15 protein-coding genes are annotated in these 15646 nt (G+C 42.2%); 12 read left to right on the forward strand and 3 right to left on the reverse strand.

The window, feature by feature from the left end; genetic code table 11:
* The first annotated feature begins 108 nt into the window (after positions 1-108).
* The 4 genes from DWW86_RS00090 to pap all read left to right on the forward strand — a co-directional run bounded on the left by DWW86_RS00090 (position 109) and on the right by pap (position 5847).
* On the forward strand, positions 109-621 hold the full coding sequence (locus DWW86_RS00090; RefSeq protein WP_072521383.1) for a MarR family winged helix-turn-helix transcriptional regulator: 513 nt from the start codon (positions 109-111) through the stop codon (positions 619-621).
* Positions 602-2335 carry an ABC transporter ATP-binding protein gene (locus DWW86_RS00095; RefSeq protein ID WP_117941906.1) on the forward strand — a complete coding sequence of 578 codons (1734 nt, stop codon included), beginning with the start codon at positions 602-604 and terminating at the stop codon, positions 2333-2335. The genes DWW86_RS00090 and DWW86_RS00095 overlap by 20 nt, the downstream gene beginning before the upstream one ends.
* Positions 2328-4217, forward strand: a complete 1890-nt coding sequence (locus DWW86_RS00100; RefSeq protein ID WP_117941907.1) for an ABC transporter ATP-binding protein — start codon at positions 2328-2330, stop codon at positions 4215-4217. The genes DWW86_RS00095 and DWW86_RS00100 overlap by 8 nt, the downstream gene beginning before the upstream one ends.
* Before the next feature lie 157 nt (positions 4218-4374).
* Positions 4375-5847 carry a polyphosphate:AMP phosphotransferase gene (pap, locus tag DWW86_RS00105; protein WP_117941908.1) on the forward strand — a complete coding sequence of 491 codons (1473 nt, stop codon included), beginning with the start codon at positions 4375-4377 and terminating at the stop codon, positions 5845-5847.
* A gap of 84 nt (positions 5848-5931) precedes the next feature.
* On the opposite strand, the gene sigG is transcribed toward pap, so the two are convergent.
* Complete coding sequence (gene sigG / locus DWW86_RS00110) at positions 5932-6711, reverse strand: RNA polymerase sporulation sigma factor SigG (protein WP_072521379.1); 780 nt, start codon at positions 6709-6711, stop codon at positions 5932-5934.
* 104 nt (positions 6712-6815) lie between these two features.
* Positions 6816-7127 (reverse strand): YlmC/YmxH family sporulation protein, encoded by a 312-nt coding sequence (locus DWW86_RS00115; protein WP_353652659.1) that lies wholly within the window; start codon positions 7125-7127, stop codon positions 6816-6818.
* Between the two features lie 71 nt (positions 7128-7198).
* On the opposite strand from DWW86_RS00115, the gene nrdR reads away from it, so the two are divergent.
* Positions 7199-7651: a transcriptional regulator NrdR gene (gene nrdR, locus DWW86_RS00120; protein WP_117941909.1), complete on the forward strand. Its 453-nt coding sequence runs from the start codon at positions 7199-7201 to the stop codon at positions 7649-7651.
* A gap of 108 nt (positions 7652-7759) precedes the next feature.
* Here nrdR and gdhA read toward each other — a convergent pair whose 3' ends face one another.
* Entirely contained in the window at positions 7760-9094 is a 1335-nt protein-coding gene (gene gdhA, locus DWW86_RS00125; protein ID WP_117941910.1) for an NADP-specific glutamate dehydrogenase, read from the reverse strand.
* A gap of 233 nt (positions 9095-9327) precedes the next feature.
* On the opposite strand from gdhA, the gene DWW86_RS00130 reads away from it, so the two are divergent.
* The 7 genes from DWW86_RS00130 (at position 9328) to DWW86_RS00160 (ending at position 15355) form a co-directional block, all read left to right on the forward strand.
* The gene (locus DWW86_RS00130) at positions 9328-10548 is read left to right on the forward strand and encodes an aminotransferase class I/II-fold pyridoxal phosphate-dependent enzyme (protein WP_117941911.1); all 1221 of its coding nucleotides are present in this window, start codon (positions 9328-9330) and stop codon (positions 10546-10548) included.
* 96 nt (positions 10549-10644) lie between these two features.
* Positions 10645-12006, forward strand: coding sequence for a citrate/2-methylcitrate synthase (locus tag DWW86_RS00135; RefSeq protein ID WP_117941912.1), 1362 nt, complete (start codon positions 10645-10647; stop codon positions 12004-12006).
* Between the two features lie 22 nt (positions 12007-12028).
* Positions 12029-12532, forward strand: a complete 504-nt coding sequence (locus DWW86_RS00140) for a YqeG family HAD IIIA-type phosphatase (RefSeq protein ID WP_117941913.1) — start codon at positions 12029-12031, stop codon at positions 12530-12532.
* Entirely contained in the window at positions 12529-13053 is a 525-nt protein-coding gene (locus DWW86_RS00145; RefSeq protein ID WP_072521373.1) for a shikimate kinase, read from the forward strand. Before DWW86_RS00140 ends, DWW86_RS00145 begins: the two co-directional genes overlap by 4 nt.
* Before the next feature lie 63 nt (positions 13054-13116).
* Positions 13117-13674 carry an elongation factor P gene (efp, locus tag DWW86_RS00150; RefSeq protein ID WP_005427567.1) on the forward strand — a complete coding sequence of 186 codons (558 nt, stop codon included), beginning with the start codon at positions 13117-13119 and terminating at the stop codon, positions 13672-13674.
* Between the two features lie 90 nt (positions 13675-13764).
* Positions 13765-14772, forward strand: coding sequence for an aldo/keto reductase (locus DWW86_RS00155; RefSeq protein ID WP_117941914.1), 1008 nt, complete (start codon positions 13765-13767; stop codon positions 14770-14772).
* 1 nt (position 14773) lies between these two features.
* Positions 14774-15355: a nitroreductase family protein gene (locus DWW86_RS00160; RefSeq protein WP_072521371.1), complete on the forward strand. Its 582-nt coding sequence runs from the start codon at positions 14774-14776 to the stop codon at positions 15353-15355.
* The last annotated feature ends 291 nt before the right edge of the window (positions 15356-15646 follow it).

Raw genomic sequence — 15646 nt, forward strand, 5'->3', positions numbered from 1 at the left:
GTTGTAAATTGTGTCCAAAAAGACACAAAAAAGCTGTTGACTTTCCGCATGATGATTTGTATAATGTCAAAAGTTAGGACGCGAACTAAAATTGAGAAAGGAGAGAAAATGTGCGAATTTGATGAAAAACTGGAAAATGCTCACATGGGAAGACTGATTCATATGTTGTCGCATCAGATGAAGCGGAATTCAAATGGTATGGAGTCTGTAATTGAAAATGATGAACTGACGGTCATGCAAAAACATGTGTTGAAATTTGTTCTTCTGGAATCTCTCCACAGGGATCTTTATCAAAAAGATATTGAAGAAGAATTTCAGATTCGTAAATCTACTGTAACCGGAATCCTGAAGCTGATGGAGAAGCATGGGTATATATACCGAGAAAGTGTAGAAAAAGATGCCCGTCTGAAAAAAATAGTGCCAACTCCAAAAGCGGAAGAACTGAGACCGATTCTTCTGAAGCATATTGCGTTTACGGAGAATTATCTTACAAAAGGAATTTCGGAGGAAGATGTTATAACCTGTAAAAAAGTATTGTGTCAGATGTATCACAATCTTTCGGAAATGAATAAAAAGACAGATAAGGAGGCTGACAGAAAAAATGAACAAGAAACTGTTTAAATCAATCAGGGAATACAAAAAAGAGTCTATACTGGCTCCGATACTGGTAATTCTGGAGGTATTGATGGAAGTGCTCATTCCGCTGGAAATGGCAAAGATCATTGATGTGGGTATTGCAAATGGTGATCTGGGATATATTGTACAGCGTGGAGTGATTCTTGTGATTATGGCGATGCTTGCTCTGTTTTTTGGTGTGCAGGCAGGAAATATGGCGGCTGTGGCAGCTGCCGGATATGCAAAAAATCTTCGTCATGATATTTTCTACAAGGTACAGGATTTTTCCTTCAAAAATATTGACCATTTCTCCACATCGGGACTGGTCACACGAATGACAACAGATATTACAAATGTCCAGATGGCATATATGATGAGTATCCGCCTTCTGGCAAGGGCACCGATCATGATACTTCTTTCCTGGATCATGACCCTGATGATCAATGTAAAGGTTGCCCTGCTTTTCCTGGTTGTTATCCCGCTTCTTGGCGGAACACTGCTGTTTATTGCAAAAAAGGCACATCCGCATTTTATAAAGGTATTTGATGAGTATGATGAACTGAATAATTCTGTTCAGGAAAATGTCAATGCAGCTCGTGTTGTCAAGGCCTTTGTAAGAGAGGACTATGAAGTAAATAAATTCCATGGTGTATCTGATTATGTATATACGCTGTTCACAAAAGCAGAAAAAATCGTGGCATGGAACTCTCCGGTTCTGCAGTTTATGATGTACGCGGTTGTGATTCTGATCGCACTGATCGGCGGACGCAGTATTGTGTTCGGAACTATGGAGACAGGTGAACTGACAAGCGTGATCGTATATGCACTGCAGATTCTGATGTCACTGAATATGGTAACATTTGTATTTGTTATGATCATGATCGCAGAGGCATCTACAGACCGTATCACAGAAGTACTTGATGAAGTCCCGGAGATGCAGGATAAGACTGATGCGGTAAAAGAAGTCAAAAACGGTGAAATTGTTTTCGACCATGTAGATTTCAGCTATGCAGGTGAGGGTGGAAATCTTTCCCTGAAGGATGTAAATCTTCATGTCAAATCAGGCCAGACAGTCGGAATCATTGGTGGTACAGGAAGTGCAAAATCCACTCTTGTGCAGATGATCCCGCGTCTTTATGATGTTACTTCCGGAGCTGTTAAGGTAGCCGGAGTTGACGTACGTGACTACAATCTGGAAGTTCTGAGAGATCAGGTATCCATGGTTTTGCAGAAAAACGTATTATTTTCCGGTACGATCTATGAGAATATTCGCTGGGGCGACGAACATGCCAGTGACGAAGAGGTCAAAAGAGTATGTCGTTTGGCACAGGCGGACGGATTTGTCAGTGAATTTCCAAACGGCTATGACACGATGATCGTGCAGGGTGGAAATAACGTATCTGGTGGACAGAAACAGCGTCTCTGTATTGCACGTGCGCTGCTCAAGAAACCGAAGATCCTGATCCTGGATGATTCCACCAGTGCGGTTGATACCAAAACAGATGCGCTGATCCGTAAAGCATTCCGTGAAGAGATTCCGGATACGACAAAGATCATTATCGCGCAGAGAGTTTCTTCTATTGAAGATGCGGACCAGATCATTGTACTGGATGATGGTAAGATTGCAGGTGTGGGAACCTCTGAGGAGCTTTTGAAGACAAATGCTATTTACAGAGAAGTGTACGAATCTCAGGTGAAAGGAGGAGAAGAGGATGAATAAAAATAAGAAACCGAGAATGACCAAAAAAGACATGGAAACTGCGAAACGTCTTTTGAAATATGTGACAGAAAAATATAAGCTTCAGTTTATCCTTGTATTTTTCTGTATTCTTATCAGTGCAGTTGCGACAACTGCGGTATCCCTTTCTCTTCGTTACCTTCTGGATGATTTTATCCTTCCGTTGATCGGGCAGAAAACCCCGGATTTTGAAGGCCTTTATAAAGCACTGGCAGTTCTTGGATGCATTTTCTTTGCAGGTGTTGTTGCCACATTTATCTATACAAGAATGATGGTTTATATCGGACAGGGTGTGCTCAAAAGAGTACGTGACGATATGTTTGAACATATGCAGACACTTCCGATCCGTTATTTTGATCAGAACACAAATGGATCTGTCATGAGTCTTTATACCAATGATACGGACACTTTGCGTCAGATGATCAGCCAGGCAATTCCACAGGCATTGATGGCATTGTTCACGATTGTTGTAACATTTATTTCGATGCTGGTGTTAAGCCCGCTTCTGACAATTCTTGCAGTGCTGATCATTTTTGTGATGATGACTGTCACAGGAAAGATTGGCGGAAAGAGTGGAAAATATTTTGTACGCCAGCAGATGTCACTTGCTGATGTAACAGGATTCGTAGAAGAACGAATGAACGGTCAGCGTGTTGTAAAGGTGTTCAACCATGAGAAAAAATCGGAAGAAGAGTTTGACAGACTGAATGAAGCACTTTTTGAGAGCGCAGCGCAGGCAAACAAGTACGGGAATATGATGGGACCGGTGATCGGAAATATCGGTAACCTACAGTTTGTACTGACAGCGGTTCTCGGAGGTGTGCTTTCCGTTGCCGGAGTCGGCGGAATCACGCTCGGTGTCATGGCTTCTTATCTTCAGTTTACGAAGAGCTTTACACAGCCGTTTATGCAGGTGGCACAGCAGTTCAATTCCATCGTTATGGCACTTGCCGGAGCGGAGCGTATCTTCAATCTGATCGATGAAAAGCCGGAAGAGGATGAGGGCTATGTCACTCTTGTCAATGCAAGAAAAGATGCAGACGGCAACATCGTGGAATGCAAAGAGAGAACCGGTATGTGGGCATGGAAGCATCCACATTCTGCAGACGGTTCCGTATCTTATACAGAGTTAAAGGGTGATGTACGATTTGAAGATGTAACCTTTGGATATAATGAGGACAAGACAATCCTTCATGATATCAGCCTGTATGCAAAACCGGGACAGAAGCTTGCATTTGTAGGTTCTACCGGTGCAGGAAAGACAACGATCACCAACCTGATCAATCGTTTCTACGATATTCAGAAAGGTAAGATCCGCTACGATGGAATCAACATTACAAAGATCAAAAAAGATGATCTGCGCCATTCACTGGGAATCGTTCTGCAGGATACACACCTCTTTACCGGAACGATCCGTGACAATATCCGATATGGTAAACTGGATGCAACGGATGAAGAAATTTATGCAGCTGCAAAACTTGCACATGCAGACCAGTTTATCCAGATGCTCCCGAAGGGATATGATACTATGCTGAGCGGAGACGGTGAGGAACTGTCACAGGGACAGAGACAGCTTCTTTCTATCGCGCGTGCAGCAGTTGCAGATCCTCCGGTACTGATTCTGGATGAGGCAACTTCCAGTATTGATACCCGTACAGAGAGCATTGTACAAAAAGGTATGGATAACCTGATGAAGGGACGTACTGTATTTGTTATTGCCCATCGTCTTTCCACAATCCGAAACAGTGATGCGATCATTGTACTTGAATATGGAAAGATCATCGAGAGAGGTGATCATAAAGATCTGATCAGACAGAAGGGTACCTATTACCAGTTATATACCGGAAAACTGGAACTTTCCTGATCTTGTTTATAAAATAAAAGACAGAATCGTCCGAAAACAGATGGTTCTGTTTTTTTATGTGCTTTTTCACATAAATAGTAAAAAATGCACAAAAATAATTTATATTCTATGATTAAGTATGATATACTATGTACAAAAAAAGAAATGGGGAATCTATATGTTAAAATCATGGACGCCGGGCGAAATGCCGGACAGGGAAGAAATGAAAATACAGCTTGAAAAAACGAAAAGCAGTCTGTATGATCTCCAGATGAAGATCAAGGAGCATAAGCTGCCGGTGCTGGTTCTTTTTGAAGGATGGAGCGCGGCAGGTAAAGGCAGTATGATCGGCAAAGTGATCAAAAATATTGATCCTCGTTTTTTCAAAGTTGCAACGATGTCTTCACCGACAGAAGAAGAACTGCGCAGACCGTTTTTGTATCGTTATATGAAACAGATCCCGGAAGAAGGCAAATTTACATTCCTCGATTCTGGCTGGATGGAGCAGAGTGTCATGGATGTTCTCACCGGTGATCTGGAAGGTGATTTGTATGAAAAAAGAATTGAAAGTATCCGCCGATTTGAACGCCAGCTGACCGATAATGGATATCTTGTACTGAAATTTTTCATGCAGATCGATAAAGATGAGCAAGGAAAGCGCATGGAGAAGCTTCTGGGCAAAGAAGATACGAAGTGGCGTGTGACCGGTGCTGATAAATGGCAGCACAAGCATTACAAAAAATGCGAAAATGTGATCGACCGTTATATGAAAGATACCAACATGTCAACTTCCCCATGGTATATCATAGATGCGGCGGATAAAAAGTGGGCAGAACTGCAGGTTATGGATATACTGGTAAGCAGTATAGAGGTTGCATTGCAGAATCAGAGTCATTCCGTACCGATTCTCCAGAATGTATTTCCACTTGTGAAAATGCCGAAACTGAAAGATGTTGAGCTGGAAGGCAAGACAATAGATGAAGAGGAATATCAGAAAGAATTAAAGAAATTACAGAGCAGGCTCGGAGAATTGCATAACCGCCTGTATCGTAAACGTGTGCCGGTAATTATTACCTATGAAGGATGGGATGCTGCCGGAAAGGGCGGAAACATCAAGAGAGTCACCGGTGCGCTGGATCCGCGCGGATATGAGGTGCAGCCGATCGCAAGTCCGGAGCCGCATGAAAAAGCACGACATTATCTCTGGAGATTTTGGACAAGGCTTCCGAAGGACGGACATATCGCGATTTTTGACCGCACATGGTATGGACGTGTCATGGTAGAACGTCTTGAGGGATTTTGCAGTGAAAATGACTGGAAGCGTGCCTATAATGAGATGAATGAATTCGAAAAAGAACTGCACGACTGGGGGGCTGTGATCATCAAATTCTGGGTACAGATTGATAAGGATACACAGCTTGAACGTTTTACCGAGCGTCAGAATAATCCGGAAAAACAGTGGAAGATCACAGATGAAGACTGGCGCAACCGTGAAAAATGGGATCAGTATGAAGAAGCTGTTAATGAAATGCTCAAAAAGACAAGTACTACATTTGCACCATGGCATATCCTTGAATCTGTAGATAAAAAATATGCACGTATCAAAGCATTAAAGATCATTATTAATGAACTGGAAAAAGCCCTGAAATGATATATGAGTCCCCTTAAGCAGATATGGTAAATAACCCCAATCTTCTTAAGGGGACGTTTTATTTGGAAAGCTTATAATATCGGATCAGGGACGGAGATAATTCCGCATGGTTTTGAGAGCATTTTTTTCGAGGCGGCTGACCTGCGCCTGTGAGATTCCAATTTCATCTGCGACTTCCATCTGTGTTTTTCCTTCATAAAAACGCATTTCAATGATGTGGCGTTCGCGATTGCCGAGCCGTTTCATGGCTTCTTTGAGAGACAGCCTTTCCAGCCAGTGTTCTTCTTTGTTTTTGCGGTCACTGATCTGATCCATAACGTAGAGGGTATCACCGCCTTCGGAATAGACAGGCTCGTAGAGACTGACAGGATTCTGTATAGCATCAAGTGCATAGACAATCATTTCTTTTTCAATGCCGATTTCTTCTGCAATTTCTTCCATGGCAGGTTCTTTCAGATTCTGGCGGATGTAATTTTCTTTTGCATAAATAGCTTTGTAGGCAATGTCACGCAGGGAGCGGCTGACACGGATGCTGTTATAATCTCGCAGATAACGGCGGATCTCACCGATGATCATCGGAACTGCATAAGTAGAAAATTTGACCATCAGGGTATCGTCAAAATTATCAACCGCCTTCATAAGGCCGATGCAGCCAATCTGAAACAGGTCATCAGGATTTTCGTTGCTGTTCTGGAAACGTCGGATAACACTTAACACAAGACGCAGATTTCCTTTAATATACTGTTCCCTGGCTTCGGTGTCGCCCTGTTTGATACGTCGGAACAGTTCATCTTTTTCTTCCTGCTTTAAGACCGGAAGACTGGAAGTGTTGACCCCGCAGATTTCTACTTTATTAAGTGCCATCGAAATATCCTCCTTATTTCATTTGGTATTACAAATGATTCACAGGGAGGATGAGAAATATTCTTTTTTGAAAAAAATATAAAAAATAATAGACCTTGACAGGATCAGAGAAGGTGTTCTTTATGAAAACATTTTTCCTCCTGGATTTCTACGAGGATAATGTCATCACCAATCTGGCGAATACAGTTCCATGGAATGACATATTCATTGTCGTGACCGAAGAAACAGCAAAATTTAGCGGGACCCGGGACGATCAGCGCATTTATGCGTCCTGTGGTACAGTCAAATTCCAGATCGACGGGACAGCCGAGGCTTTTGCAGGTGCAGGTATTAATGATTTCTTTCTGTCGAAGCTCACAAAGTCTCATAAAAACACCGTTTTTTTTAATATATGAATATTTTTTACAGATATACATGACCTTTTGTTGACACTGTCAGAAAAAATAAATATAATTATTTTATTAAAGGGGAAAGAGGGGTAAATACTGTGAGATGCCCATTTTGTAATCAGGATAACAGTAAAGTTGTAGACTCAAGACCGGTAGAAGACACCAATTCCATCCGCAGAAGAAGAATGTGCGAATCCTGCGGCAAACGTTTTACTACATACGAAAAGGTAGAGACGATTCCACTGAGTGTGATCAAGAAAGACCAGACACGTGAACAGTATGACCGTGCAAAGATTCAGGATGGAATCTTACGCGCTTGCTACAAGCGTCCGATACCGATAGAAAAGATTGAAATGACGATGGATTCCATAGAAGGGGACATCTTTGACAGTGCGGACAGGGAGATTGCAAGTACCCGTATTGGCGAGATCGTGATGGAACATCTGAAAGACCTGGATGCAGTTGCTTATGTTCGTTTTGCATCTGTATATCGTGAATTCAAAGATGTCAGCACATTTATGGATGAACTGAAGAAATTTATGGAGCCATAAGAAGAATAAAGTATTAAGAGAGAAGTATTAAGCTGGATTATACAATAAAAAGGCGCTCCGGTCAGAACCGGAACGCCTTAAAAATTATGCTTTTATACAGTCAGAGAATTAAACAATACCCTGAGCGATCATAGCATCTACAACTTTTTCGAAACCTGCAATGTTTGCGCCGGCAACATAGTTGTCTGTCAGGTCATAACGTTTTGCGGCATCGCTGATCTTAGCGTAGATGTCAACCATGATCTGATGAAGTTTTGCATCAACTTCGTCGGATGTCCAGGAAAGTCTCTGGGAGTTCTGGCTCATTTCCAGTGCGGAGGTAGCAACACCACCAGCGTTTGCAGCTTTTCCCGGAAGGAAGAGAATACCGTTATCCATAGCGTACTCTGTTGCTTCTCTTGTAGTAGGCATATTAGCACCTTCTACAATATATTTGCATCCGTTTGCAACGAGGGCCTTTACGCCGTCAACATCAAGTTCATTCTGAGTTGCACATGGAAGATATACATCACATTTGATGTTCCAGATGCCAACACCTTCTGTATAGGTAGCGCCTTCTACGCGGTCAACATATTCTTTGATACGTCCACGTTTTACTTCTTTGATATCTTTCACTACATCAAGGTTGATACCGTTCGGATCATAGATGTATCCGTTGGAGTCGCACATAGCAACAACTTTTGCACCAAGCTGAGTAGCTTTCTGTACTGCGTAAATAGCAACGTTACCGGAACCTGTAACAACAACAGTCTTTCCGTCGAGAGAATCGTTGTGATCTTTCATCAGTTCGTTAAGGATATATACAACACCGTATCCTGTTGCTTCTGTACGGATCAGAGAACCGCCATAGGTAAGCCCTTTACCTGTCAGGACACCTTCATAGAGATCGCGAACACGTTTGTACTGTCCGAAAAGATAACCGATCTCACGTCCGCCAACACCGATGTCACCAGCCGGTACATCTGTGTCTGCGCCGATATATTTGCAGAGCTCTGTCATAAAGCTCTGGCAGAATGCCATAACTTCTCTGTCGGATTTACCCTTAGGATTGAAGTTGGAACCACCTTTACCACCGCCGATCGGAAGACCTGTCAGAGAATTTTTGAATACCTGTTCGAAACCAAGGAATTTCAGAATGCTCTGGTTTACTGTAGGATGGAAACGAAGACCACCTTTGTAAGGTCCGATTGCGCTGTTGAACTGTACACGATATCCTTTGTTAACCTGTACGGTTCCGTTGTCATCTACCCACGGAACACGGAAAGAAATAATTCTTTCTGGTTCTACCAGACGTTCCAGAATAGAAAGACTGCGGTATTTTTCTTCATTACGGTCGATAACAACTTTAAGAGAATCCAGAACTTCTTTTACTGCCTGATGGAATTCTGGCTCGCCAGGATTCTGTGCAACGACTCTTTCATAAACTTCTTCTGTGTAAGACATGTTGATTTCCTCCTCATTCGCTTATTGAATCATGTCTATCTGTGTAAGACATTTGTCCATGGACTATTATACACGAAAGTGGTAAAGTTGCAAAGAAAATTGTAAAAAAAATAAAAAAAAATATATTTCGGGGCGCAAACAAAATTTTGTATGGAATTTTACCTTGCGAAAAGTGTCTGAATATGAGATTATATTACAATACGAATAGAAAACTCATGGAGAGGAGTGAAAAAATGAGAACATTTGACAAATCAACGAAACTCGATAATGTACTGTATGATGTGAGAGGCCCGGTGGTTGACGAGGCGGCGAGAATGGAAGATGAAGGAAAGGAAATCATGAAACTGAATATCGGAAATCCATATCCGTTCGGTTTTTCCGCTCCTCAGGAAGTCATTCTGGACATGCTCAGCAACATTCGTACATCTCAGGGATATTCTGATTCGAAAGGGATTTTTTCAGCACGTAAGGCAATTATGCAGTATGCGCAGCTTCGAAATATTCCAAATGTTTCAATGAATGATATTTATACAGGAAATGGTGTCAGTGAGCTGATCAATCTCTGCATGCAGGCACTTCTTGATAATGGTGATGAGATCCTGATTCCGGCACCGGATTATCCGCTTTGGACAGCGACAGCAACACTGGCCGGTGGTAATGTGGTACATTATATTTGTGATGAACAGTCCGACTGGTATCCGGATATTGACGATATCCGAAGCAAGATTACAGACAAAACAAAGGCAATCGTTATCATCAACCCAAACAACCCAACCGGAGCAGTTTATCCGAAGGAAATTCTGGAGCAGATCGCACAGATCGCAAGAGAGAAAGAACTGATTATCTTTTCGGATGAGATTTATGACCGTCTGGTTATGGATGAATATGAACATACTTCCATCGCATCTCTGGCACCGGATGTTTTCTGTGTGACATTTTCCGGACTTTCGAAGTCACATATGATTGCAGGTTTTCGTATTGGCTGGATGATCTTAAGCGGTGCGAAGGACAAAGCTAAAGGTTACATAGAAGGAATCAAGATGCTGTCTTCCATGCGTCTGTGTTCTAATGTTCCGGCTCAGTCCATTGTGCAGACTGCACTGGGCGGATATCAGAGTGTTACCGAATATATCAAACCGGGCGGAAGAGTTTATGAGCAGAGAGAATGCATCTACAATGCACTGAGAGATATTCCGGGAATTTCTGTTGTCAAACCACATGCGGCATTTTATATTTTCCCGAAGATCGATACAGAAAAATTCAACATCACGGATGATGAGCAGTTTGCACTGGATTTTCTTCATGAGAAGCAGGTGCTTCTTGTTCCGGGTAAGGGATTTAACTGGATGCAGCCGGATCACTTCAGAGTGGTTTATCTGCCGAACGTCAGACAGCTTGAGCGCGCATCGGAAAAGCTGCGTGAGTTCTTAAGTACTTATCGTCAGCATAAGTAAAGAGTTACATTATTATAAGGTTTTATTTTGAGGAGGAAAAGCGGAGAAAAAGAAGCGGAGAAAAAGAATCTGAATTTCTGAAAGGAGCAATATTACATGGCAGGATTTAACACAAAGGTAACACCGGAAATCGAACGACTGACACAGGAATGCAAAGATCATTCCAGTATAGATCTGTCTCTTTATGGAAAATATGATGTAAAGAGGGGCCTTCGTGATATCAATGGTAAAGGTGTCCTTGCCGGACTCACACAGGTTTCCAATGTACAGGCAGTAAAAGTCGTAGATGGTAAGGAAGTTCCCTGTGCGGGAAGTCTTTATTACCGTGGGTATAATATCAAGGATCTGACAGCTGGATTTGTAAGAGATAACCGTTTCGGATTTGAAGAGACGACATATCTTCTCCTTTATGGTAAGCTGCCAGACAGAAAAGAACTGGAAGATTTTCAGAAATTACTTGCAAATCAACGTTCATTACCGACAAATTTCGTAAGAGATGTTATAATGAAAGCACCGGGACGTGATATTATGAATGCACTTTCCAGAAGTGTGCTGACACTGTATTCTTATGATAATAATCCGGATGATATTTCACTTCCGAATGTTATGCGTCAGTGTCTGAACCTGATCAGTGTATTTCCGCTTCTTTCCGTTTACGGATATCAGGCATATAATCATTATGTAAGAGGAAAGAGTCTTTATATACACAATCCGAAGAAAGAACTTTCCACAGCGGAAAATATCCTGCGTATGTTGAGACCGGACAAGAAATACACAGATCTGGAAGCAAAGATTCTTGATCTTGCGCTGATCCTTCATATGGAGCACGGCGGTGGTAACAACTCTACCTTTACGACACATGTAGTTTCTTCATCCGGAACGGATACATATTCTGCTGTAGCGGCTGCACTTGGCTCCCTGAAAGGACCAAAACACGGTGGTGCCAACATTAAGGTCGTTCAGATGTTCCAGGACATGAAGAAAGAAGTGCATAACTGGGAGGATGAAGACGAAGTAAGAAATTATCTGAAACGCCTTCTGCATAAAGAAGCATTTGACAAGAGAGGTCTTATCTATGGTATGGGACATGCAATCTATTCGGTATCGGATCCGAGAGCAGAAGTCCTGAAAGGCTTCGTAGAAAGCCTTGCCAAAGAAAAAGGCCGCATGAAAGATTATCGCCTGTATTCCATGGTAGAGTGGATGGCTCCGGAAGTAATCGCAGAAGAGAGACGAATCTACAAAGGTGTCAGTGCCAATGTAGATTTTTACAGTGGATTTGTATATAGTATGCTGGATCTTCCGCTTGAACTCTATACACCGATGTTTGCGGTAGCTCGTATCGTAGGCTGGAGTGCACATCGTATGGAGGAGCTGATCAATACAGACAAGATCATTCGTCCGGCATACAAGAACGTTCTTCCGGAAGCGGCATACGTTCCGCTTGATGAACGATAAAAGTTACAGACAGGAGAAAAGGATGTTTCGTTGTTTTTTTCCGGATGAATATCTGGATTCAGCATATGAGATCGACTACGAGAAGCTTTACGAAGAAGGGTATCGTGGACTGATCTATGACATTGATAATACGCTGGTGCCTCACGGGGCACCGGCAGATGACAGGGCGATAGCTCTTTTTGAACGGCTTCGCGGAATCGGCTTTGGTTACTGCCTTCTGTCAAACAATCAAATTGAGCGGGTGGCGCCATTTGCAAATGCGATTCAGGCCAGATATATTGAAAATGCCCATAAACCGTCTGTGAGAAATTACCGGAAGGCAATGGAACTGCTGGGAACGGATACCGGCAATACGATTTTTATAGGGGATCAGCTTTTTACAGATGTATACGGAGCCAAAAGGACCGGCATCCGCAATATTCTCGTAAAGCCGATCCATCCAAAAGAAGAAATCCAGATCGTTCTGAAACGATATCTGGAAAAAATAGTACTACATTTTTACAAAAAGGAGGAGGGGATTTCATGAACCACGTGGTTATCATTGGGTTTATGGGTTCAGGTAAAACAAGAGTAGGAAAGCAGCTTTCTAAAGATCTGGGGCTGCAGTTTGTCGATCTTGACAAACTTATCACCAAAAAAATGAATCTTTCAGCGCGGGAAATTTTTGAGAAATTTGGAGAACCATATTATCGTGCATTGGAAACAGTTGCCTTGAAGCAACTGATTCAGGACCCGGAGCGAAAAGTAATCTCACTGGGTGCAGGAGTTCCGCTTCAGGAACAAAACGAAAAATATCTTAAAGAACTGGGAACGGTCGTATATCTGAAAGGATCACTGACCACGCTGAAAAAGCGTCTGGCAGATTCCAAGAAAGATCCGATGCTTGACGGAGAAGACCGGGATGACAAGATCAAGAAGCTTTTGAAACAGAGAGATCCGGTATATCAGAAGTTTGCAGACATTCAGGTCGTTACCGGAGAAGTGCCATTTGAGGAACTTATTAAAGAAATTGAAGAGAAATTGTCTACATATGAAAAAAATAGTTGAAAAAACTTTCTGTATATTATAAAATAGTTGGTAGCGAACACACAAAGAAGGAGGATAATTAAAATGATTTCTGCAGGTGATTTCAGAAACGGTGTCACAATTGAAATTGAAGGAAATGTATGTCAGATCGTTGAGTTCCAGCATGTAAAACCTGGAAAGGGCGCTGCATTCGTAAGAACAAAATATAAAAATATTATCACAGGAGCTGTACTGGAAAAATCTTTCCGTCCTACAGAGAAGTTCCCGCAGGCACGTATTGACCGTGTTGATATGAGCTATCTGTACAATGATGGAGACCTTTACAACTTCATGAATACAGAAACTTATGATCAGGTAGCACTTACAAAAGAGCAGGTAGGTGACTCCCTCAAATTCGTTAAAGAAAACGAAGTTGTTAAAGTTTGCTCCTGGAATGGCAATGTATATGCTATTGAGCCGCCTCTGTTCGTAGAGCTTGAAGTTATCGAGACAGAGCCAGGATTCGCCGGAAATACTGCACAGGGTGCAACCAAACCGGCAACTGTTGAGACAGGCGCACAGGTAATGGTTCCTCTGTTTGTAAACCAGGGAGACAAACTGAAAATCGATACAAGAACAGGTGAATATCTGTCTCGTGTATAATTGATTAGAAGTGATGATACCACCGGAGAGATTCGGTGGTATTTTTTTATACAGAGAAATATTTTTTAACAGAATAGGGAGAATGATATCATGGAATACAGAACACTTGGAAAGACAGGATTAAAGATTTCACGTATGGGATTTGGAGGCATTCCAATCCAGAAAATTAACGAGGAAGGGACAAAAAAGCTTCTTCATGCAATGACGGAAAAGGAAATTAACTACATTGATTCTGCGAGAGGATATACAGTCAGTGAGCAGTATATCGGATATGGACTGGAAGGAATTCGTGATAAATTCGTGCTTGCAACGAAGTCCATGGCAAGAACAAAGGAAGCAATGGCTGCTGATATTGAAACCAGTCTGAAAAATTTCCGTACAGATTATATTGATCTTTATCAGGTTCATAACCCGAGTATGGAACAGCTTGATCAGGTAATCGGTGAGGGTGGTGCTCTGGAGGCGCTTATGGAAGCAAAATCAGTGGGCAAGATTGGTCATATCGGTCTTACTGCGCATTCTACTGCTGTATTTGAGCGTGCGCTTGATCTGGACTGGGTAGAAACGATCATGTTCCCATATAACATTGTAGAACAGCAGGGAGCAGAGCTGCTCCACAGATGTGCAGAGAAAAATATTGGATTTATTGATATGAAACCACTGGCAGGCGGAGCAATCGAAGATGCTACGCTGGCACTGCGCTATGTCTGTTCCAACCCAGATGTGACAGTTGTCATCCCGGGAATGGCAGAAGTTCATGAGTTGGATGAAAATATCAAAGCATGTTCTAATACAGAACCACTTACCGAAGAGGAACTGGCTAAGATGGACAAGATTCGTGAACAGCTTGGTAACGATTTCTGCCGTCGCTGCAATTATTGTGCACCTTGTACAGTCGGTATTAATATTCCGAGCGTCTTCCTTTTTGCAGGATATTTGCAGAGATATGATCTGGCAGACTGGGCAAAAGACCGATACCGCACATTGCCGGTAAAGGCATCCGCATGTATCGAATGCGGCAAATGTGAGCCGAGATGTCCGTACCATCTGCCAATCAGAGAAAAGCTAAAACAGTGCGCAAAAGATATGGGAGAATGATATGTTTAAAGATATAGTAAAAGCAAGCAGAAGCTATAGAGGATATGACGAGTCATATCATTTTATCAAAGAAGAGCTGGAGGATTTTGTAGATTGTGCGCGTTATGCACCGTCCAGCGTGAATGCACAGCCGTTCCGTTATTATCTGGCATGGGAAAAAGAAGAAGTTTCACGCATCCAGAAACTGACAAACTGGGCGAGAGCACTGCCGCAGATGAAGCTTCCGCACCCGGGGATGTGCCCGACAGGATTTATCATCATCTGTCAGGACTTAAATCTGGGAGCATCTATTCCGAGATATCAGAAAGATGTCGGAATTGTAGCACAGACCATGCTCCTTGCAGCAGCTGAGAAAGGACTTGGCGGTTGCATGATTGGAAATTACAATGCAGATTCTGTCAAAAAAGAACTGAATCTGGCTGAGAACCTTGCACCGGTACTGATCGTGGCATTCGGCAAACCAGCCGAGAAAATCATCATCAAAGAAATTGAAGAAGGCGAAAATATCGCCTACTACCGCGATGAAAACGACGTACACTACGTACCGAAGCGCAAACTTTCCGACATCCTAATAAAGAAATGAATGAAGAATTTTCCACAAATTTTACATAAACCACCCTTGTATTTGATTTTGAAGCAATACAGTATTATGGACAATGTAAGAAAAGTAGAGGATACGCCGCTGAATTCGCAGGAGTTCTTTTATGAAGCTACATATAGCAGATGTGAGTAATGCATGAAAGACCAAAAATTGACATTAACAAAATATTTTAATAAAAAATCGCCTGAAATATGGCGATTTTTTGTACTTTATTTGACTTGTTACGACAAAAGACGGTGTGCTATAATAAATGACGATTCGTTGTTCGTAAAG

This window comes from Ruminococcus sp. AF17-22AC (assembly GCF_003460065.1).
Taxonomy (GTDB): domain Bacteria; phylum Bacillota; class Clostridia; order Lachnospirales; family Lachnospiraceae; genus Blautia_A.

Coding starts and splice junctions, on each gene's coding strand:
- efp (WP_005427567.1), top strand. CDS start 13,117: ATGATTTCTGCAGGTGATTTCAGAAACGGTGTCACAATTGAAATTGAA.
- DWW86_RS00100 (WP_117941907.1), top strand. CDS start 2,328: ATGAATAAAAATAAGAAACCGAGAATGACCAAAAAAGACATGGAAACT.
- gdhA (WP_117941910.1), bottom strand. CDS start 9,094: ATGTCTTACACAGAAGAAGTTTATGAAAGAGTCGTTGCACAGAATCCT.
- DWW86_RS00140 (WP_117941913.1), top strand. CDS start 12,029: ATGTTTCGTTGTTTTTTTCCGGATGAATATCTGGATTCAGCATATGAG.
- DWW86_RS00160 (WP_072521371.1), top strand. CDS start 14,774: ATGTTTAAAGATATAGTAAAAGCAAGCAGAAGCTATAGAGGATATGAC.
- pap (WP_117941908.1), top strand. CDS start 4,375: ATGTTAAAATCATGGACGCCGGGCGAAATGCCGGACAGGGAAGAAATG.
- DWW86_RS00135 (WP_117941912.1), top strand. CDS start 10,645: ATGGCAGGATTTAACACAAAGGTAACACCGGAAATCGAACGACTGACA.
- DWW86_RS00145 (WP_072521373.1), top strand. CDS start 12,529: ATGAACCACGTGGTTATCATTGGGTTTATGGGTTCAGGTAAAACAAGA.
- DWW86_RS00115 (WP_353652659.1), bottom strand. CDS start 7,127: ATGTATATCTGTAAAAAATATTCATATATTAAAAAAAACGGTGTTTTT.
- DWW86_RS00090 (WP_072521383.1), top strand. CDS start 109: ATGTGCGAATTTGATGAAAAACTGGAAAATGCTCACATGGGAAGACTG.
- DWW86_RS00155 (WP_117941914.1), top strand. CDS start 13,765: ATGGAATACAGAACACTTGGAAAGACAGGATTAAAGATTTCACGTATG.
- DWW86_RS00130 (WP_117941911.1), top strand. CDS start 9,328: ATGAGAACATTTGACAAATCAACGAAACTCGATAATGTACTGTATGAT.
- DWW86_RS00095 (WP_117941906.1), top strand. CDS start 602: ATGAACAAGAAACTGTTTAAATCAATCAGGGAATACAAAAAAGAGTCT.
- sigG (WP_072521379.1), bottom strand. CDS start 6,711: ATGGCACTTAATAAAGTAGAAATCTGCGGGGTCAACACTTCCAGTCTT.